Genomic DNA, 19,886 nt, shown 5'->3' with positions numbered 1-19,886 from the left:
CTGGTGCGCGCTGCGCGGCGCGCGCGTGCGCGTGGCCGACAGCCGCGCCACGCCGCCGGGCCTGGACGCGCTGCGCGAGGATGCCCCGTTGGCCGAGATCGTCACCGGCGGCTTCGGCGCCGAAGTGCTCGACGGCATTGAGCTCGTCGCCCTCAGCCCGGGCCTCGATCCGCGTGCCGGCGTCGCTGCGGAGGCGGTCCGCCGCGGCCTGCCCGTCACCGGCGAGATGAGTCTGCTGGCGCAGGCGCTCACCGAACTCGGCGTGCGCGACCGCAGCCGCATCCTCGCCATCACCGGCACCAACGGCAAGACCACGACCACGGCGCTGGCCGCCGCGCTGGCGCAATCCGCGGGCGTCGACGCGGTGGCTGCAGGCAACATCAGCCCGGCCGCGCTCGACGTGCTGATGGAGCGGCTGGAACTGGGCGCCGAATTGCCCGCCTGCTGGGTGCTGGAACTGTCCAGCTTCCAGATCGAAACCCTGCGCGGGCTCGATGCCGAGGCGGCGACGGTGCTGAATGTCAGCGACGACCACCTCGACCGCTACGCCGGCGTCGACGCCTATGCCGCGACCAAGGCCGCGATCTTCCAGGGGCGCGGCGTGCAGGTGTTCAACCGTCAGGACGCGCGCGTCGCGGCGATGGCCTTGCCGGGACGGCGCATGATCCGCTTCGGCACCGATGCGCCCGGTTCGGCGCACGACTACGGCATTGCCCGCCACGACGGCGCCGACTGGCTGGTGCGCGGCGGGCAGGCTTTGCTCGCGCTGGCCGAACTGCCGCTCGCGGGGCGCCACAATGCCGCGAATGCGCTGGCCGCGCTGGCCTTGTGCGAGGCAGGGCTGGGCATCGAGCCCGGACGCCTGGCCGCCGGCCTGCGTGCCTTTCGCGGCTTGCCGCACCGCGTCGAACTGGTCGCCGAGCGCGCCGACGGTGTGCGCTTCTACGATGATTCCAAGGGCACCAACGTTGGCGCGACGGTCGCCGCGCTGGACGGCTTCGACCGCCCGGTGGTGCTGATCGCCGGTGGCGACGGCAAGGGACAGGACTTTTCGCCGCTGGCTCCTGCCGTTGCCGGCAAGGCGCGCGCGGTGGTGCTGATCGGCCGCGATGCCGGATTGATCGGTGCCGCCCTCGCCGGTTCCGCTGCGGTGGTCGAACACGCGGACGATCTCGAAGGCGCGGTCTCCCGGGCCGGTGCCCTGGCACGGGCCGGGGATGCGGTGCTGCTTTCTCCCGCCTGCGCCAGCCTGGACATGTTCCGCAATTACGCCCACCGCGCCGAAGTGTTCGTCGCCGCGGTGCGGCGCCTGCCGGGGGTCGAAGCGCGATGAAGCTGGGTGCGAGCCTGACGGGCATGTTTTCTTCCGCTTCGCGCAAGGCCGGTTCCGGCCCGCGTGCCGCGGATCGTTTCGTGCGTGGGGGCGGTTCGACGCGCGAGCTCGATCCGCTGTTGATCTGGTCGGCCGTCGGCCTGCTGCTGCTCGGGCTGGTGATGGTGTATTCGGCGTCGATCGCGATCGCCGAGGGCAGCCGTTTCACCGGCTACCAGCCGTACTATTTCGTGATGCGGCATGCGCTGTTCATGACCATCGGCATCGTCTGCGGGCTCGCGGCCTTCCAGCTTTCGATGGCACGCTGGCAGCAACTGGCGCCGGCCTTGTTCGTGGCCGGCGTGGTGCTGCTGATCGTGGTGCTGATCCCGGGCGTGGGGCGCGAGGTCAATGGCGCGCAGCGCTGGCTTTCGCTGGGGCCGGTCAACCTGCAGCCATCGGAGCTGATGAAGATCTTCGCCGCGCTCTACGCCGCCGACTACACGGTGCGCAAGCTCGATGCGATGAGCAGCTTCAAGCGCGGCTTCCTGCCGATGATGGCGGTGATCCTGTTCGTCGGCTTCCTGCTGCTGCGCGAGCCGGACTTCGGCGCCTTCGTCGTCATCACCACGATCGCTTTCGGCGTGCTCTTCCTGGGGGGGGTGAATGGCCGTGTCTTCGCCCTGCTGGCGATCGCCGCCGTGGTCGGTTTCATCATCCTCATCCTCAGCTCTCCTTATCGACTGGAACGCGTGCTCGGGTTCATGGACCCGTGGAAGGACGCTTTCGGCAAGGGCTACCAGCTGTCGCATGCGCTGATCGCGTTCGGCCGTGGCGAGTGGTTCGGCGTCGGCCTCGGCGCGAGCGTGGAGAAACTGTTCTACCTGCCCGAGGCGCACACCGATTTCCTGCTCGCGGTCATCGCCGAGGAACTCGGCTTCGTCGGCATCATGGTGGTCATCGCCCTGTTCGCACTGCTGGTGCAGCGTGCCTTCGTCATTGGGCGCGAGGCGATCCGGCTCGAACGCTACTTCGCCGGGTTGGTCGCGCAGGGCATCGGCCTGTGGATCGGCGTGCAGTCCTTCATCAACATGGGCGTGAACATGGGCCTGCTGCCCACCAAGGGCCTGACCCTGCCGCTGATGAGCTTCGGCGGTTCGGGCATCGTCGCCAACTGCGTGGCCCTCGCGATCCTGTTGCGCTGCGACTGGGAAGTGCGCCAGCTCAAGCGCGGAGGCAGCGCATGAAGACGCTGATGGTCATGGCGGGCGGCACGGGCGGCCACATCTTCCCGGGCATCGCGGTGGCGGAGGCGCTGCGCGAGAAGGGCTGGCGCGTGGTGTGGATGGGCAACCCCGACGGCATGGAAGCGCGCATCGTGCCGGCGCGCGGCTACGAAACGGCCTGGGTGCGTTTCGGCGCCCTGCGTGGCAAGGGCGTCGTGCGCAAGCTGATGCTGCCGCTGAACCTGCTGTCCGGCTTCTGGCAGGCGCTGCGCGAACTGCGCCGCGCCAGGCCCGACGTGGTGCTGGGCATGGGCGGCTACATCACTTTTCCGGGGGGCATGATGGCGGCGCTGCTCGGCCGTCCCCTGGTGCTGCACGAACAGAATTCCGTGGCCGGACTTGCCAACCGCGTGCTGGCGGGCGTGGCCGAACGCGTGCTGACGGGTTTCCCCGAGGTATTGAAGAAAGGGCGCTGGGTCGGCAACCCGGTGCGGGCCGAGATCGCGGCCGTCGCACCGCCGGCCGAGCGCTTTGCCGGGCGCGAAGGGCCGCTGCGCATCCTCGTCGTGGGCGGCAGCCTCGGCGCGGCCGCGCTCAACGACACGGTTCCCGCCGCGCTCGGCCTTCTGCCGGCCGGAACCCGGCCGCAGGTGCTGCACCAGGCGGGCGAGAAGCAGATCGATGCCTTGCGCACGGCCTATGCGCGCGCGCGGGTGGAGGGCGATCTGCGCCCCTTCATCGACGACATGGCAAGTGCCTATGCCGAGGCCGACCTGGTGATCTGCCGCGCTGGCGCGCTGACCGTGTCCGAACTGGCCGCGGTGGGGGCGGCCAGCCTGCTGGTGCCTTTCCCGCACGCGGTGGACGATCACCAGACCGGCAACGCCCGTTTCCTCGCCGATCGCGGTGGCGCCTACCTGCTGCCGCAGACAGAACTCAACGCCGAACGGCTGGCCGGCATCCTCGCCAGCCTCGACCGCCCGCGCCTGCTGCAGATGGCCGAGCATGCCCGCGCCCTGGCCCGCCCCCTGGCGGCGTCCGAGGTTGCCCGCGCCTGCGAGGAACTGGCCGGCGGAGACGACACATGAAGCATAAGGTCAGGCACATCCATTTCGTCGGTATCGGCGGTTCCGGCATGAGCGGCATCGCCGAGGTGCTGGTGAACCAGGGCTATGCCGTGAGCGGCTCGGACCTCGGCGACAACGCCGCGACCCGGCGCCTGCAGAAGATGGGCGCGCGCGTCGTGCGCGGCCACGACACGGCCAACGTCGCCAATGCCGACGTGCTGGTCGTATCCACCGCGGTCAAGCCGGACAACCCCGAGGTGGTGGCCGCCCGCGAGCGCCGCATCCCCATCGTGCCGCGCGCGCAGATGCTGGCCGAGCTGATGCGCTTCAAGCAGGGCGTCGCCATCGCCGGCACCCACGGCAAGACCACGACGACGTCGCTGGTGGCGAGCATCCTCGCCGAGGGCGGCATCGATCCCACCTTCGTCATCGGTGGCCGCTTGAATGCGGCCGGCGCCAATGCGCGCCTGGGCAAGGGCGAATACCTGGTGGCGGAGGCCGACGAGTCGGATGCGTCCTTCCTGCTGCTGAGCCCGGTGATCTCGGTCGTCACCAATATCGATGCCGATCACATGGACACCTATGACCATGATTTCAGCCGCGTCAAGCAGGCTTTCGTCGATTTCCTGCAGCGGCTGCCGTTCTATGGCGTGGCCGTACTGTGCGAGGACGACGCCAACGTGCGCGAGATCATGCCGCAGGTGTCGAAGCAGATCGTGCGCTACGGCCTGTCGCCGAGCGCCAGCATCCGCGCCGAGAACGTGCGCGCCGAGGGCGGGCGCATGCTGTTCGACTGCGTGAGGGTGAACGGCAGGACCACGCGGCTGCCGATCGAACTCAATCTGCCCGGCATGCACAATGTGCTCAATGCGCTGGCGGCGATCGCCGTGGCGACCGAGGTGCAGGTGCCGGACGCGGCCATCGTCAAGGCGCTGGCGGATTTCCGCGGCGTCGGCCGGCGCTTCCAGCGCTACGGCGAAGTGCAGCTGCTGGACCAGGACGGCGACGAGGCCGGAAGTTTCACGCTGGTCGACGACTATGGCCACCACCCAGTGGAAATGGCCGCGACGATCGCCGCCGCGCGCGGCGCCTTCCCCGGCCGGCGCCTGGTGCTGGCATTCCAGCCCCATCGCTATACTCGCACGCGCGATTGCTTCGAGGATTTCGTCAAGGTCCTGTCGACGGTCGATGGCCTGCTGCTGGCCGAAGTCTATGCCGCGGGCGAAGCGCCGGTCGTCGCTGCGGACGGGCGCTCGCTGGCGCGTGCGCTGCGCGTCGCCGGCGCCGTCGAGCCGGTGTTCGTCGAGGACATCGCCGACATGCCGAAAATGATTCTTTCCGCCGCGCGCGATGGCGACGTGGTGATCACCATGGGGGCGGGCAGCATCGGCGCGGTGCCGGGCAAGCTCGCGTCGATCGAGGATGTGTCGTGAAAGCGCGATTCGGCAAGGTTGCGGTGCTGTTCGGCGGCTCGTCGGCCGAACGGGAGGTGTCGTTGATGTCCGGCCGGGCGGTGCTTGCCGCCTTGCAGGGCGCCGGCGTGGATGCGCACGCCTTCGATCCGGCCGAACGCGACCTGCACATCCTCAAGGAAGAGGGCTTCGAACGCGTTTTCATCGCGCTGCACGGCCGTGGCGGCGAGGACGGCACGGTGCAGGGCGCACTGGAGCTGATGGGCATTCCCTACACCGGCAGCGGCGTGATGGCCTCGGCGCTGTCGATGGACAAGTGGCGCACCAAGATGGTGTGGCTGGCCTGCGGCCTGCCGACGCCGCGCTACGCCATCCTCGAAGCGGATACCGACTGGGATGCGGTGGCGGCGGATCTCGGCTTGCCGATCTTCGTCAAGCCGGTGCACGAGGGCTCGAGCATGGGCGCGACCAAGGTCGTCGCCGCGGACCAGTTGAAAGCCGCCTGGGAACTCGCCGCGCGCTACGACAGCCTGGTGATCGCCGAGGAATTCATCACCGGCGAGGAACTGACCGCGCCCTTCCTCGAAGACCAGGCGCTGCCGCTGGTCCGCATCGTCGCGCCGGACGGCAACTACGACTACCAGCACAAGTATTTCACCGACGACACCCGCTACGACTGCCCCTGCGGCCTGCCTGCCGAGCTGGAAGCCGAGCTGCGGACGCTGGTGATGAAGTCCGCCCGTGTGCTCGGCTGCCGGGGCTGGGGGCGGGGCGACCTGATCCTCACCGCCGACGGCAGGCCCTACCTGCTGGAGATGAACACCTCGCCCGGCATGACCAGCCACTCGCTGGTGCCGATGTCGGCGCGCGTGGCCGGTCTCGATTTCGAGACCCTGTGTCTGAAGATTCTGGAAGGAGCCCGCCTTGGCTGAAGTGAGCGCGCGTCCCGCGGCCATCCGTTCCGCCCGTCCGGAGCGGGGGGCGACGCGCGCGCGCGCCGAGAAGGGGCTGTGGCACAGGCCGGCGCTGCTCAACCTGATCTCCGATCTGCTGACCCTGCTGGCGGCGATTGGCCTGGGCTGGGCGCTGGTGATTTGGTTCGTGTCGCGGCCGCTGTTCCCGATCGGCGAGATCGTGGTGCTGACGCCACCGGATCAGGTGACCGAGGAGCAACTTGAATATGCCGCCCGCACCGCGATCGAAGGCAACTTCTTCACCGTCGATCTCGATGCGGTCAAGGCCACCTTCGAGAAGCTGCCGTGGGTGCGCAAGGCCGAGGTGCGGCGGCGCTGGCCGGACGCGCTCGAACTGCGCATCGAGGAACACCAGGCCGTGGCCTACTGGACGGTATCCGACAGCGGCGACGCGCGGCTGGTGAATGTGCAGGGCGAGGTTTTCGTCGCCGCAAGCAACGCCGATATGCCGCATTTCGACGGGCCGCAGGGCACGTCGGGCTGGCTGCTGGCGCGCCATGGCGAGTTCTCGCAACTGCTGCAGCCGATGGGCGCGCGCCTGGTCGGGCTGGCGCTGTCGGCGCGCGAGGCCTGGCAGCTTAGGCTCGACAACGGCCTGGTGATCATGCTCGGCCGGGAGCAGGAGCGTTCCCAGCTCGCCGACAGGCTCACGCGTTTCATCACGGTCTGGCCGCGGGTGAGGGAACAGGTCGACATCGATATCAAGGTAGCGGATCTGCGCTACCCGAGCGGATTCGCGCTGACACCGGCTGATGGCACGGTGCTGCTGCAGTCCGCTCCGCAAAGCGCCAGGAAGGGCAGGTAATGAGCAAGGAATACAAGGATCTGATCGTCGGCCTCGACATCGGCACGGCCAAGGTGACCTGCATGGTGGCCGAGGTGCGGCCCGATGGCCGGCTCAACGTCGTCGGCCTGGGCACGCAGCCCACCAACGGCCTCAAGCGCGGCGTGGTGGTCAATATCGAGGCCACGGTGGATGCGATCTCGCGCGTGGTGCAGGAGGTCGAGCTGATGGCCGAATGCAAGATCCACGACGTGTATACCGGCATCGCCGGCAGCCACATCAAGAGCTTCAACTCCAGCGGCACGGTCGCGATCAAGGAGAAGGAAGTCACGCCGACGGATGTCGACCGCGTGATCGAGGTCGCGCGCGCGATGCCGATTCCGGCCGAGCAGCAGATCCTGCACATCCTGACCCAGGAATTCATCATCGACGGTCAGGGCGGCGTGCGCGAGCCGATCGGCATGAGCGGCGTGCGCCTTGAAGTCAAAGTGCATATCGTCACCGGCGCCGTGTCGGCGGCGCAGAACGTGATCAAATGCGTGCGCCGCTGCGGTCTCGAGGTCATGGACCTGAGCCTGCAGCCGCTGGCATCCAGTCACGCGGTGCTGACCGACGACGAAAAGGAACTGGGCGTGTGCATGGTGGACATCGGCGGCGGCACGACCGACATCGCGGTGTTCACCCAGGGCGCGATCCGCCATACCGCGGTCATCCCGGTCGCCGGCGACCAGATCACCAACGACATCGCGATGGCCTTGCGCACGCCGACGGCCGAGGCCGAGGAAATCAAGATCCGCCATGGCGTGGCGATGCACCAGATGGCCGACCCCGAAGAGATGATCGAGGTACCCGGCGTGGGCGACCGGCCGCCGCGCAAGCTTTCGCGTCAGGCGCTGGCCGATGTCATCGAGCCGCGCGTGTCCGAGCTGTTCGAACTGGTCCAGGCCGAATTGCGCCGCAGCGGCTACGAAGAGCTGCTGTCGTCCGGCATCGTGCTGACGGGCGGCTCGGCGGTGATGCGCGGCATGGCCGAACTGGGCGAGGACGTGTTCCACATGCCGGTACGCGTCGGCGCGCCGCAGTACGACGGCGGCCTGGCGGACGTGGTCTGCCAGCCGCGCTATTCCACCGCGATGGGGCTCGTCATGGAGGGCGCGGCGCAGCGCCGGCGAGGCTTGCAGACGCGCGATACGCGCAGCGTGAAACAGATTTTCGGACGCATGAAGTCGTGGTTCGAGCGGAATTTCTGAGCGGACGCGAAAAGTCCGGTCATTTTGTATGAAGGTCGATTGAGCAGTCCGTATTTAGTATTAAACTTTCCGGCTATTACTAGATGCAGGCTGGTCGGCGTTCGTTGTTGAGCAGGGCCGTTAATTCAGGAGGCGAGGCAAATGTTTGAAATCGTTGAGAAAGAGCCGTCCGGCACGATCATCAAGGTGATCGGTGTCGGTGGCGCGGGCGGCAATGCCGTCGACCACATGATCCGCGAGGGGGTGAAGGGGGTGCAGTTCATCTCCGCCAACACCGATGCGCAGGCGCTGAACCGCTGCCTGGCCTCGCACAAGGTACAACTCGGCGGTACCGGCCTCGGCGCTGGCTCCAAGCCCGAGGCCGGGCGCGCCGCGGCGCAGGAGTCGCGCGACGAGATCGCCACCGCGCTGGAAGGTGCGCACATGGTGTTTATCACCGGCGGCATGGGCGGCGGCACCGGTACCGGCGCCGCACCGGTGGTGGCCGAGATCGCCAAGGAGATGGGCATCCTGACCGTTGCCGTGGTGACCAAGCCCTTCGACTTCGAGAATCGCATCCGCGTCGCCGAGAGCGGCGTCGAAGAGCTGACTCGCCACGTCGATTCGCTGATCGTCGTGCTCAACGACAAGCTGCTCGACGTCTATGGCGACGACGCCGGCTTCGAAGAGTGCTTCCGCTCGGCCGACAACGTGCTGCGCTCGGCCGTCGGCGGCATCGCCGAGATCATCAACGTGCCCGGCCTGGTCAACGTCGACTTCCAGGACGTGCGCACCGCGATGGCCGAGATGGGCCGCGCAATGATGGGTTCGGCCGAGGCCGCCGGCATGGACCGCGCGCGCATCGCCGCCGAGCAGGCCGCGGTGTCGCCGCTGCTCGAAGGCACCGAGCTGTCCGGCGCGCGCTGCGTGCTGATCAACATCACCGCCAGCAAGTCGCTGAAGATGTCCGAAGTGCGCGACGCGGTGAAGACCGTGCAGGCCTTTGCCGCGCCGGAAGCCTTCGTCAAGTACGGCACCGTGTTCGACGAAAGCATGGAGGATCGCATCCGCATCACCGTCGTCGCCACCGGCCTCGGTGCGCCGCGCACCGCCCGCCAGCCGATCATGGAAGTGGTGAAGGGCACCGGCACCTACGGCCCGGCGATGGGCGGTGGCGCCGTCGACATGAACAGCCTCGACGTGCCGGCGGTGATGCGCACCGGCCGCCGCACGACGGTCGAAGCGATGAGCACCAGCGGCGTCGGGACCTACGACATTCCGGCTTTCCTGCGGCGCCAGGCCGACTGATTCGCAGCCGCCCCGGCGCCTCGCGTTCCGGCGGGGGCCGGGTGTGCGACGGGCATCTCCTCCGAACCGCCGCCTCCGGTTCGGGGGAGATGCCCGTTTCGTGTTTGAAGCGGGCCATCGGGCGGCCCGTTGCCCGGCGCCGCCGCATTGCCGCCGCGTGTGCGACAGCGCCCTCGGATCGGCCTCGTAGTCCGTCCCGTTTCCGGCCACGTGCTAAAATCGCTGCCGATACAAGGAACGCAACAATGATCAGGCAGCGCACCCTCAAATCCATCGTCAGAGCCACCGGCGTCGGTCTGCACGGCGGGCGCAAGGTGACGCTCGTGCTGCGTCCGGCGGCGCCGGATAGCGGCATCGTCTTCCATCGCGTCGATCTGGAGCCGCCGCTGAGCCTGCCGGCCGACCCTTATGCCGTCTGTGACACGCGCATGTGTTCCGGCCTGGAGAAGGGCGGCGAGAAGGTCGGGACCGTCGAGCACCTGATGTCGGCGCTGGCCGGCCTCGGCATCGACAACCTGCACGTCGATGTCGATGCGCCCGAGATTCCCATCCTCGACGGCAGTTCCGCGCCCTTCGTGTTCCTGCTGCAGTCGGCGGGCATCGAGGAGCAGACGGCGCCGAAGAAGTTCCTGCGCGTGAAGAAGGCGGTCGAATATGTCGAGGGCGACAAATGGGTGCGCCTGGAGCCTTACGACGGTTTCCGCCTGAGTTTCTCGATCATCTTCAATCATCCCGCGATCGACGGCACCTCGACCCGCGTGACGATCGATTTCGCCGAGCATTCCTACATCCGCGACGTGGCGCGCGCGCGCACCTTCGGATTCATGCAGGACGTGGAGTTCATGCAGGCCAACGGGCTCGCGCTCGGCGGCAGCCTGGAGAATGCGATCGTGATGGACGAGTACCGCGTGCTCAACGCCGAGGGCCTGCGCTACGCCGACGAGTTCGTCAAGCACAAGGTGCTGGACGCCATCGGCGACCTCTACCTGTGCGGCCATCCGCTGCTGGCGTCCTATTCGGCGCACAAGGCCGGCCACGCGCTGAACAACCAGATCCTGCGCGTGCTGCTCGAAGACAGCGAAGCCTGGGAGATCGTCAGCTTCGATCAGCCGAAGGCCACGCCGCCCGCCGTCGCCCATCAGTTCGGCGACGCGCTGCTGGCGAGGGCCTGATTCCGATGCCGCGTCAAGTTGCAAGGCCGCCATGCTGATCATGCGCCTGTTGCTGCTGCTGGCCGTGCTCGGCATCGGCGGTTCGGTGATCCTGTGGCTGATCACCGGCAATCCACGCTTCAAGGCCTGGGCGTGGAAGGCCTTCCGCATCGTGGTTGTGCTCCTGCTGGCCATCCTGGCGCTGTTCGCCGTCGAGCGGGTTCTGGCGCCGATGTTGTGAGCGGCATCTGTGGCGTGCAGCCAGCGCGCCGTCCTGCCCTCCGGCCGTTCCGTGCGGCCGCCGCTTTGCCCGTCATTCCCGCCCGCGCCTGATCAGCCGCTCCAGCGATTCGCGCAGTGGCGATTCCGGCGGCAACGTGGCGGCGAACCCGGCAAGTCCGGCTTTTGCGTCGGCCGAAATGTGGCGCTCCACCGCGGGCGCCCGCCAGGGCAGTTGCTCGGGGGTTCCTACCTTGACCTTGATCGCGCCCAGCGCGTGGCCTGCGCGCAGAAAGTGTTCGAGCAGGCTGGGCAGCATCTGCTTGAGGCGTACCGCGGCGGCGCCGTTGCGCGTGGTGACGACCAGCGCCTCGTCCTTCAGGTTGGCCACGTGGCATTGCTCCGCCAACTGGGGGGGCAGGGCGGCCTCCAGCACGGTCTGCAGCCGCCGCAGGCGTGCGGCATGGTCCTGCAGGCGGGCGAGGGTTTCGCCGCTGCCTAGAAAACGGTGGATGGGTCGGCTCATCGGGGTGTGCAGGTATGGGAGGGGGACGGGTCGTGCAGCGGTGTGCAGTGGGGCGCCCGGTGCGGCATGATAAACTCGCGCCTTTGCCGAATCGACGTCGACCCTCAAACATGATCTCCGGCCTGCTCAAGAAAATCTTCGGTAGTCGCAACGACCGCCTCGTCCGTCAGTATTTCCAGTCCGTGCGCAAGATCAATGCGCTCGAGCCGGAGATTTCCGCGTTGTCCGATGAGGCGCTGCGCGGCAAGACCGCCGAGTTCAAGCAGCGCGTGGCCAACGGGGAGGCGCTTGATACCCTCCTGCCCGAGGCCTTCGCGGTGGTGCGCGAGGCCGGCAAGCGCGTGCATGGCATGCGCCACTTCGACGTCCAGCTCGTGGGCGGCATGGTGCTGCACAACGGCAAGATCGCCGAGATGCGCACCGGCGAAGGCAAGACCCTGGTCGCCACGCTGCCCGCCTACCTGAATGCGCTGTCGGGCAAGGGCGTGCATGTGATCACGGTGAACGACTACCTCGCCAGCCGTGACGCCGAGTGGATGGGGCGCATCTACGGCTTTCTCGGCCTGACGACCGGCTGCAACCTGTCGCGCATGGCGCATGCCGAGAAGCAGGCGGCCTATGCCGCCGACATCACCTACGGCACCAACAACGAATTCGGCTTCGACTACCTGCGCGACAACATGGTCTACGCGGCCAGCGAGCGCGTGCAGCGCGCCCTGAACTTCGCCATCGTCGACGAGGTGGACTCCATCCTCATCGACGAGGCGCGCACGCCGCTGATCATCTCCGGCCAGGCCGAGGACCACACCGAGCTGTACCTGAAGATGAACCAGGTCGCGCCGCTGCTGAAGAAGCAGGAAGGCGAGGGCGACAACGTCACCGAGCCGGGCGACTACACCGTCGATCTGAAGTCGCACCAGGTGCTGTTGACCGAGGACGGCCACGAGAACGCGGAACAGATCCTGATGCGCATGGGCCTGCTGGCCGAAGGCGCGAGCCTGTACGACCCGGGCAACATCCTGCTCGTGCATCACCTGTATGCGTCGCTGCGGGCGCATGCGCTGTACCACAAGGATCAGCACTACGTGGTGCAGAACGGCGAGGTCGTCATCGTCGACGAATTCACCGGCCGCCTGATGGCCGGGCGGCGCTGGTCCGACGGCCTGCACCAGGCGGTCGAGGCCAAGGAAGGGGTGCGCATCCAGGCCGAGAACCAGACCCTGGCCTCGATCACCTTCCAGAACTACTTCCGCATGTACGGCAAGCTCGCCGGCATGACCGGCACCGCCGACACCGAAGCCTTCGAGTTCCACTCCATCTACGGCCTCGAGACGGTGGTGATCCCGACCAACAAGCCGACCCAGCGACGGGACGAGAACGACAAGGTCTACCGTACCGCGAAGGAGAAATGGGAGGCCGTGATCGAGGACATCCGCGACTGCGTCCAGCGCGGCCAGCCGGTGCTGGTGGGCACGACCTCGATCGAGACCAATGAATTCCTCGCCGGCCTGCTCAAGAAGGCGAAGATCGAGCACCAGCTGCTCAATGCCAAGCAGCACGACAGCGAGGCGCAGATCGTGGCCCAGGCGGGTCGCCCCGGCGTGGTGACCATCGCCACCAACATGGCCGGCCGCGGCACCGACATCGTGCTTGGCGGCAACATCGAGAAGCCGGTTTCGCTGGTGCGCGAGGACGGTAGCCTGTCGCCCGAAGAGCAGGAGGCGAAGATCGTCGCGATGCGCGAGGACTGGGCCAAGGTGCACGAACAGGTGATCGCCGCGGGCGGCCTGCACATCATCGGCACCGAGCGCCACGAGTCGCGCCGCATCGACAACCAGTTGCGCGGCCGTTCCGGCCGGCAGGGCGATCCGGGCTCCAGCCGCTTCTACCTGTCGCTGGAAGACCCGCTGATGAAGATCTTCGCCGGCGAGCGTCTCAACGCGATCATGGTGCGGCTGAAGATGCCCGAAGGCGAGGCGATCGAGCACGGGATGGTCACCCGTTCGCTCGAATCCGCGCAGCGCAAGGTCGAACAGCGCAACTTCGACATCCGCAAGCAATTGCTCGAATACGATGACGTCGCCAACGACCAGCGCAAGGTCATCTACCAGCAGCGCAACGAGCTGCTCGAAACCGAGGACATCTCCGACACCGTCCAGGCGATGCGCCAGGGCGTGATCCACGACCTGTTCCGCCGCTACGTGCCGCAGGACAGCGTCGAGGAGCAGTGGGACATCCCGGGGCTGGAGCTGGCGCTGGCCTCCGAGCTGGCGCTGAAGCTGCCGGTGGGCGAGTGGATCGAGGCCGAGCCGAGCCTGGGCGACGACACGATGCTGGCGCGCATCGTCGCGGCGGGCGAGGAAACCTACGCCGCCAAGACCTCGATGGTCGACCGGGCGGCCTGGCACCAGTTCGAGCGCAACGTGATGCTGCAGAGCCTCGATACCCACTGGCGTGAGCACCTCGCCGCGCTGGACCATCTGCGCCAGGGCATCCATCTGCGCGGCTATGCGCAGAAGAACCCGAAGCAGGAGTACAAGCGCGAGGCCTTCGAGCTGTTCGAGACCCTGCTCGACGCCATCCGCGCCGACGTCAGCAAGATCCTGATGACCGTCCAGGTCCGCACCGAGGCCCAGCTCGAAGAGGTGGAAGCGCCGCCCGCGCTGGAAAACGTGCAGTATCACCATGCCGACCAGGATGCCGCGCTCGCCGCCGCGAATCCCGGACAGGCGGACAGGGGGCAGCAGCCGGCCCAGGCAGGGCCGCGCGTCGGGCGCAATGATCCCTGCCCCTGCGGTTCGGGCAAAAAATATAAACATTGCCACGGTAAATTGAGCTGAGCCCTTCTCGGAGATCCGCATGGCCGTCAATCTGAATACCCCGAATCCCGCCGATCTGCTGCCGGTCGCCGGCGTCCGTCTCGGCGTCGCCGAGGCGGGTGTCCGCAAGGCCGGCCGCCGCGACCTGACGGTGATCGAACTTGCCGAAGGCAGCCGTGCCGCGGGCGTCTTCACCCGCAATCGCTTCTGCGCCGCGCCGGTGCAGGTGTGCAAGGAGCGTCTGCCGTCCGGCAAGATCCGTGCGCTGCTGATCAACACCGGCAATGCCAACGCCGGCACCGGCGAGCCCGGCCTGGCCGCGGCGCGCGCCACCAGCGACGCCCTGGCGGCGGCAGTGGGTGTCGCCGCCGAACAGGTGCTGCCGTTCTCGACCGGCGTCATCCTCGAGCCGCTGCCGGTCGACCGGATCAGCGCCGGCCTGCCGCGTGCGATCGCGGACCTGCGCGCCGACGGCTGGTTCGATGCCGCGCACGCCATCATGACCACCGATACGCTCGCCAAGGCCGTGTCGAAGCAGGTCCAGGTGGGTGGCAGGACGGTGACCCTGACCGGCATCAGCAAGGGGGCCGGCATGATCCGGCCGAACATGGCGACGATGCTCGGCTTCCTCGCCTGCGACGCGGCCGTCGCGCAGCCCGTGCTCGACGCATTGGTCCGGGAGGCCGCCGATCTGTCGTTCAACAGCATCACGGTCGATGGCGATACCTCGACCAACGATTCCTTCATCCTCATCGCCACCGGCCGGGCCGGCAATGCGGAAATCTCCGCGGCGAGCGGTGCGGACTACCAGGCCCTGCGCGATGCGGTGGTCGAGGTGTCGATCGCGCTGGCGCAGGCCATCGTGCGCGACGGCGAAGGCGCGACCAAGTTCATGGCGATCGCGGTGGAAGGCGGCGCGGACCGCGACGAATGCCGCAAGGTCGGCTACGCGGTGGCGCACTCGCCACTGGTGAAGACGGCGTTCTTCGCTTCCGACCCCAACCTGGGCCGCATCCTGGCCGCGATCGGCTACGCCGGCATCGACGATCTCGACGTGTCGGCGCTGCGCGTGTGGCTCGGCAACCCGGACGAATCGGTGTTGGTCGCCGAGCATGGCGGGCGGGCGGCGTCCTACGTGGAAGAGGCCGGTGCGCGCATCATGCAGCACGCGGAACTCAGCGTGCGTATCGATCTCGCCCGCGGCAACGCCGCCGCCACGGTATGGACCTGCGATTTCTCGTACGACTACGTCAAGATCAACGCCGACTACCGTTCCTGAAGCGCGGCTGCGGCAAGCCGTAGCGAAGCACACCGAGGCCTGCGTAAGCGGGCCTCTTTTTTAGCCGAATGCCGCGCAGGCATCGCGCAACGCTGCCCGCATCGCAGGTTCGAAAGGATCGTGGCCGGCATCCTCCACCCATGTCAGACGGCTGCCGGGCAGATGTCGGTGCAAGGCGAGTGCGCCTTCGGGGCGGCACACCGCATCCTTGCGGCCATGGAGCAGGCTCACCGGCAGTCCCGCCAGTGATTCCGCCCGTGCCTGCCATTCACCCGCCGCCATAAAGCAGTCGTGGCGCAGGTAATGTGCCTGCACCCTGTATTTGTCGAGCGCACGGGCTTCGCCGGCTGCATCCAGCCATGGCAGCGGTGTGGGCCTGCCGCGGGTGAGGCTTTCTTCCCATTGCATCCAGTGGCGGACGACATCGAGCGCATGCGTGCGATCGTCTCCGAGCACCGCGGCGAAAATCCGTTCCGCCAGCCGCCCGCTCCCCGGCACGCGGGCGGCGAGGCGGGCGTGCTCCGCCTGCTGCGACGCGGCGGCGCCATCGAAGAAGCCATCGATGTCTTCGCGGCGGGCGAGAAAGATGCCGCGCAGCACTGCGCCCAGGCAGGCCTGCCGGTGGTGCGCGCAGTAGGCGAGCGCCAGCGTCGAGCCCCATGAGCCGCCGCTTACCAGCCAGCGGGCGATGCCGAGGTGGCGGCGCAAGCGCTCGATGTCCGCCACGAGGTCCGGCGTGGTGTTGGCGGCGAGCGCCCCGCGCGGCGTACTGCGGCCGCAGCCGCGCTGGTCGAAGAGCACGATGCGGAAGCGCGTGGCGTCGAACAGCGTGCGGTGGCGTGCGCTGCAGCCGCTGCCCGGGCCGCCGTGCAGGAAGAGCAGCGGCGTGCCGGCGCGGTTGCCGCACTGCTCGAAGCGGATGGCGTGGCCATCGCCCACGTCGAGCCAGCCCTGTTGCCAGGGGTCGCGGATGTCCAGGGGGGTGGCGGGTGCGGCTTGCATGGCGGCCATGCTAGCGCGCCTGTCCGCCCGTGTGCCGTTGTGGCGCCGGCTTCATGAAAATCGCGAGCGCCGCTTCAGGATTTCGCCGATGCCGGCCGGCGCCGCCGAGCGCACGCTATGCATCGTGCCCGGCTGGATTCGCCGGCATCGCGCCGGGCGCAACCCGGTATTCCGACCACATCAGGAGACATGCCATGCAATGGGAAACACCGACCGCCGTCGACATGCGTTTCGGCTTTGAAATCACGATGTACATCGCGACGCGCTGATGCCGCTGCCGGGGGCGCATCGCGACCCCGGCGAACCCTGCTGGAGGGCATGAGGTGAAGGTTCGCATTCTCGGTTCGGCCGCCGGCGGCGGCTTTCCGCAGTGGAACTGCAACTGTGGCAATTGCGACGGCCTGCGCCGCGGCAGCGTGCATGCCCGCGCCCGCACCCAGTCGTCGATCGCGGCGAGCGGGGACGGCGGCGGCTGGGTGCTGTTCAACGCCTCGCCCGACATCCTGCAGCAATTGCGCGAGGCGCCGGAACTGCAGCCGGCCCGCACCCTGCGCGATACCGCGATCCGCGCCATCTTGCTGATCGATGCGCAGATCGACCACACCACCGGCCTGCTGATGCTGCGCGAGCACCGCCAGCCGCATGCGTTGTGGTGTACCGCGCCGGTGCGCGAAGACCTGTCGACCGGCAATCCGCTGTTCGGCGTGCTTGGCCATTACTGCGGGCTCGATCTGCACGAGATTCCGCTGCACGGCGATTTCGCCATCGACGGCGTGTCGGGCATCGGCTTCGCCGCGCTGCCGCTCACCAGCAACGCACCGCCGTATTCGCCGCGGCGCGACCGTCCGCAGCCCGGCGACAACATCGGCGTCACGCTCACCGATCTGCGCAGCAGCCGCCGGCTGTTCTATGCGCCCGGCCTCGGCGAGATGACGCCCGCAGTCTGGTCGGCGATGGAGGCCGCCGATTGCGTGCTGGTCGACGGCACCTTGTGGACCGACGACGAGATGATCCGCCTCGGCGCCTCGGCCAAGACGTCGCGTGCCATGGGGCATCTGCCCCAGAGCGGCCCCGGCGGCATGCTGGAATGGCTCGGCCGGCTGCCGGCCGCCACTCGCAAGATACTGATCCACATCAACAACACCAATCCCATCCTGGACGAGGACAGCCCCGAGCGCGCCGAGCTGGACGCGCGCGGCGTCGAGGTCGCCTGGGACGGGATGGTGATCGAGCTGTAGACGCATTCCGTTTCATACCGCGAGGAGACGCCGATGGAAGCCGAACCGATCGCCATGCCGCATTCCCCCCAGGCCGCTGCAGCGCGCGCGGGCGATGGGGCCGCGCCCTTGCCGCGCGCGGAGTTCGAGGCACGGCTGCGCGGCGAGAGCACGCGCTATCACATCCACCATCCGTTCCACGTGATGATGGCCGAAGGCCGGCTCACCCCGGCGCAACTGCGCGGCTGGGTGGCCAACCGCTTCTACTACCAGATCTCGATTCCGCTGAAGGATGCGGCCATTCTCGCCAACTGCCCGGACCGCGAGATCCGCCGCGAGTGGATACGGCGCATTCTCGACCACGACGGCTGGGACGTCGGCGGTGTCGCGGACCCCGGCGGCATCGAAGCCTGGATCCGGCTGGGCGAGGCCGTGGGGCTGGCGCGCGAAGAGATCACCTCGCTGCGCCGGGTGGCGCCGGCGGCGCGCTTTGCGGTCGATGCCTATGTGAACTTCGCCCGCCAGCGGCCGTGGGAGGAGGCGGTCGCGTCCAGCCTCACCGAGTTGTTCGCGCCGCACATCCACCAGCAGCGCATCGATACCTGGCCGCAGGTCTATCCCTGGGTCGATCCGGCGGGGCTGCAGTATTTCCGTAAGCGCTTGACCCAGGCGCGCCGCGACGTCGACCATGGCCTGCGCTTCACGCTCGACCACTTCAGCCAGACCCGCGCGCTGCAGGAGCGTGCGTTGGAAATCCTGCAGTTCAAGCTCGACGTGCTGTGGGCGCTGGCCGACGCGATCATGCTCGACCAGTGCGAGATCGAGATCCGGGGGGCCAGGGCATGAACGCGCCTTGCGCCACCGACGTCGGCCCCCGCCTGTCGCGCCGATTCCGCCTGCAGTGGGAGGACGCACAGCAGGCGTGGGTGCTGCTCTACCCGGAAGGCATGGTCAGGCTCAACCGCAGCGCCGGCGAGATCCTGCTGCGCTGCGACGGCAGCCGCACGCTGGATGCCATCGTCGCCGAACTGGAGCAGCGCTTCGGCGCCAGCGGCCTGGCGGCGGACGTGGCCGGCTTCATCGACATGGCCCGCGGGCAGCAGTGGGTCGAAGCGGCGCAGGCGCGGCCATGAACGCGCCGCTGCCGCCGTCCGCCAACCAGCCCGGCCCGCCGTTGTGGCTGCTGGCCGAGGTGACCTACCGTTGTCCGTTGCACTGCGCCTTCTGCTACAACCCGGTGGATTTCGCCCGCCACGAAACGGAGCTCTCCACCGCAGACTGGCTGCGGGTGCTGCGCGAGGCGCGCGCGGCCGGCAGCGTGCAGTGCGGTTTCTCGGGCGGCGAGCCGCTGATGCGCGACGATCTCGAAACGCTGGTGGCGGAGGCCCACCGCCTCGGTTTCTACACCAATCTGCTGACCTCGGGCGTCGGCCTGACTGCGTCACGGGCGCAGGCGCTGCAGGCCGCGGGGTTGGACCACATCCAGCTTTCGTTCCAGGATTCGACGCGCGAGCTCAACGATTTCCTCTCGCACACCCGCACCTTCGATCTCAAGCAGCGCGTCGCTGGCCTGATCAAGGACAACGGCTGGCCGATGGTCATGAACTGCGTGATCCATCGCCTCAACATCGACTACATCGACCGCATCATCGAGATGGCGGTCGAACTGGGCGCCGAATACCTGGAGCTGGCCAACAGCCAGTATTACTCCTGGGCGCTGCTCAACCGTGACCAGCTCATGCCGTCGCGTGCCCAGCTCGAACGTGCGGAGCGCATCACCAACGCGTACCGGGAACGCCTCGGCGACCGCATCCGCATCTTCTTCGTCGTGCCCGACTACTACGAGACGCGGCCGAAGAAGTGCATGAACGGTTGGGGCCAGGTCTTCCTCACGGTGACGCCGGACGGCACGGCCTTGCCCTGCCATACCGCGCGCATGTTGCCGGGGCTGGATTTTCCCAATGTGCGCGAGATGGACGTCCGCTCGATCTGGTACGGCTCCGAGGGCTTCAACCGCTATCGTGGCGACGCCTGGATGAAGGACCCGTGCCGTGCCTGTCCCGACAAGGACAAGGACCACGGCGGCTGCCGCTGCCAGGCCTGGATGCTGGCCGGCGACCCGGCCGCGGCCGACCCGGTGTGCGACCGCTCGCCCGAGCATGACAGGGTGCGCGCAGCGGTGGAGCAGGCCTGCTCGCCGGCGTGGAAGGGGGGCGCAAAGCCGCTGGTGTTCCGCGATCCGCGCCGGTCGCGCGAACTCGGGGCGAAAGCGGCGGATGCATGAAGCCGTAGCCGGTGCCGCTTGCTTCGCGCTGGATGCGGCCGCTGCTTCTGGGCCGTGACGGCGGGCGGCGCGTGCCT

The 19,886-nt window shown here is 68.2% G+C and carries 19 protein-coding genes; 17 read left to right on the top strand and 2 right to left on the bottom strand.

Translation table 11 applies throughout. The features are described from left to right. The 10 genes from murD to C666_RS10790 form a co-directional block, all read left to right on the top strand. A partial coding sequence (murD, locus tag C666_RS10835; protein ID WP_004338352.1) for a UDP-N-acetylmuramoyl-L-alanine--D-glutamate ligase occupies positions 1 to 1,333 on the top strand: 1,333 nt, incomplete at its 5' end. Then, a complete protein-coding gene (gene ftsW, locus C666_RS10830; protein ID WP_004338349.1) occupies positions 1,330 to 2,559 on the top strand; it encodes a putative lipid II flippase FtsW in 1,230 nt (409 codons plus the stop codon). The genes murD and ftsW, both read left to right, overlap by 4 nt. Further along, on the top strand, positions 2,556 to 3,626 hold the full coding sequence (murG, locus tag C666_RS10825) for an undecaprenyldiphospho-muramoylpentapeptide beta-N-acetylglucosaminyltransferase (protein ID WP_004338347.1): 1,071 nt from the start codon (positions 2,556 to 2,558) through the stop codon (positions 3,624 to 3,626). The genes ftsW and murG overlap by 4 nt, the downstream gene beginning before the upstream one ends. After that, on the top strand, positions 3,623 to 5,038 hold the full coding sequence (murC, locus tag C666_RS10820) for a UDP-N-acetylmuramate--L-alanine ligase (RefSeq protein ID WP_004338345.1): 1,416 nt from the start codon (positions 3,623 to 3,625) through the stop codon (positions 5,036 to 5,038). Before murG ends, murC begins: the two co-directional genes overlap by 4 nt. After that, positions 5,035 to 5,949, top strand: coding sequence for a D-alanine--D-alanine ligase (locus tag C666_RS10815; protein WP_004338343.1), 915 nt, complete (start codon positions 5,035 to 5,037; stop codon positions 5,947 to 5,949). Before murC ends, C666_RS10815 begins: the two co-directional genes overlap by 4 nt. Further along, a complete protein-coding gene (locus C666_RS10810) occupies positions 5,942 to 6,796 on the top strand; it encodes a cell division protein FtsQ/DivIB (protein WP_004338342.1) in 855 nt (284 codons plus the stop codon). The genes C666_RS10815 and C666_RS10810 overlap by 8 nt, the downstream gene beginning before the upstream one ends. Beyond that, positions 6,796 to 8,025 carry a cell division protein FtsA gene (gene ftsA, locus C666_RS10805; protein ID WP_004338339.1) on the top strand — a complete coding sequence of 410 codons (1,230 nt, stop codon included), beginning with the start codon at positions 6,796 to 6,798 and terminating at the stop codon, positions 8,023 to 8,025. Before C666_RS10810 ends, ftsA begins: the two co-directional genes overlap by 1 nt. Before the next feature lie 141 nt (positions 8,026 to 8,166). Continuing rightward, a complete protein-coding gene (ftsZ, locus tag C666_RS10800; protein ID WP_004338338.1) occupies positions 8,167 to 9,312 on the top strand; it encodes a cell division protein FtsZ in 1,146 nt (381 codons plus the stop codon). 245 nt (positions 9,313 to 9,557) lie between these two features. Beyond that, a complete protein-coding gene (gene lpxC / locus C666_RS10795) occupies positions 9,558 to 10,484 on the top strand; it encodes a UDP-3-O-acyl-N-acetylglucosamine deacetylase (RefSeq protein ID WP_004338336.1) in 927 nt (308 codons plus the stop codon). Between the two features lie 31 nt (positions 10,485 to 10,515). Further along, positions 10,516 to 10,704: a hypothetical protein gene (locus C666_RS10790; protein WP_004338334.1), complete on the top strand. Its 189-nt coding sequence runs from the start codon at positions 10,516 to 10,518 to the stop codon at positions 10,702 to 10,704. A 72-nt stretch (positions 10,705 to 10,776) separates the two neighbouring features. Here the strand turns inward: C666_RS10790 and C666_RS10785 are convergent, their stop codons facing one another. Next, positions 10,777 to 11,208 (bottom strand): DciA family protein, encoded by a 432-nt coding sequence (locus C666_RS10785; RefSeq protein ID WP_004338331.1) that lies wholly within the window; start codon positions 11,206 to 11,208, stop codon positions 10,777 to 10,779. A 110-nt stretch (positions 11,209 to 11,318) separates the two neighbouring features. On the opposite strand from C666_RS10785, the gene secA reads away from it, so the two are divergent. Further along, the gene (secA, locus tag C666_RS10780; RefSeq protein ID WP_004338329.1) at positions 11,319 to 14,048 is read left to right on the top strand and encodes a preprotein translocase subunit SecA; all 2,730 of its coding nucleotides are present in this window, start codon (positions 11,319 to 11,321) and stop codon (positions 14,046 to 14,048) included. A gap of 19 nt (positions 14,049 to 14,067) precedes the next feature. Next, positions 14,068 to 15,306 (top strand): bifunctional glutamate N-acetyltransferase/amino-acid acetyltransferase ArgJ, encoded by a 1,239-nt coding sequence (gene argJ / locus C666_RS10775; RefSeq protein WP_004338327.1) that lies wholly within the window; start codon positions 14,068 to 14,070, stop codon positions 15,304 to 15,306. Between the two features lie 60 nt (positions 15,307 to 15,366). Here argJ and C666_RS10770 read toward each other — a convergent pair whose 3' ends face one another. Beyond that, entirely contained in the window at positions 15,367 to 16,317 is a 951-nt protein-coding gene (locus C666_RS10770) for an alpha/beta fold hydrolase (RefSeq protein ID WP_004338325.1), read from the bottom strand. A 185-nt stretch (positions 16,318 to 16,502) separates the two neighbouring features. Between C666_RS10770 and pqqA the strand changes: the two genes are divergently transcribed. The 5 genes from pqqA to pqqE are packed head-to-tail and all read left to right on the top strand — an operon-like array spanning position 16,503 to position 19,809. After that, positions 16,503 to 16,577: a pyrroloquinoline quinone precursor peptide PqqA gene (pqqA, locus tag C666_RS21085; RefSeq protein ID WP_004338324.1), complete on the top strand. Its 75-nt coding sequence runs from the start codon at positions 16,503 to 16,505 to the stop codon at positions 16,575 to 16,577. A gap of 54 nt (positions 16,578 to 16,631) precedes the next feature. Next, positions 16,632 to 17,546, top strand: coding sequence for a pyrroloquinoline quinone biosynthesis protein PqqB (gene pqqB / locus C666_RS10765; protein ID WP_004338323.1), 915 nt, complete (start codon positions 16,632 to 16,634; stop codon positions 17,544 to 17,546). 33 nt (positions 17,547 to 17,579) lie between these two features. Further along, positions 17,580 to 18,371, top strand: a complete 792-nt coding sequence (gene pqqC / locus C666_RS10760) for a pyrroloquinoline-quinone synthase PqqC (protein ID WP_004338321.1) — start codon at positions 17,580 to 17,582, stop codon at positions 18,369 to 18,371. Continuing rightward, positions 18,368 to 18,658 carry a pyrroloquinoline quinone biosynthesis peptide chaperone PqqD gene (pqqD, locus tag C666_RS10755; RefSeq protein WP_004338319.1) on the top strand — a complete coding sequence of 97 codons (291 nt, stop codon included), beginning with the start codon at positions 18,368 to 18,370 and terminating at the stop codon, positions 18,656 to 18,658. The genes pqqC and pqqD overlap by 4 nt, the downstream gene beginning before the upstream one ends. Continuing rightward, on the top strand, positions 18,655 to 19,809 hold the full coding sequence (pqqE, locus tag C666_RS10750) for a pyrroloquinoline quinone biosynthesis protein PqqE (RefSeq protein ID WP_004338317.1): 1,155 nt from the start codon (positions 18,655 to 18,657) through the stop codon (positions 19,807 to 19,809). Before pqqD ends, pqqE begins: the two co-directional genes overlap by 4 nt. Positions 19,810 to 19,886 lie beyond the last annotated feature (77 nt).

Source organism: Thauera linaloolentis 47Lol = DSM 12138 (assembly GCF_000310205.1).
GTDB classification, from domain to species: Bacteria; Pseudomonadota; Gammaproteobacteria; order Burkholderiales; family Rhodocyclaceae; genus Thauera; species Thauera linaloolentis.
Note: the sequence above shows the minus strand (reverse complement) of the source record. Positions and strands in the feature narration are given on the sequence as shown.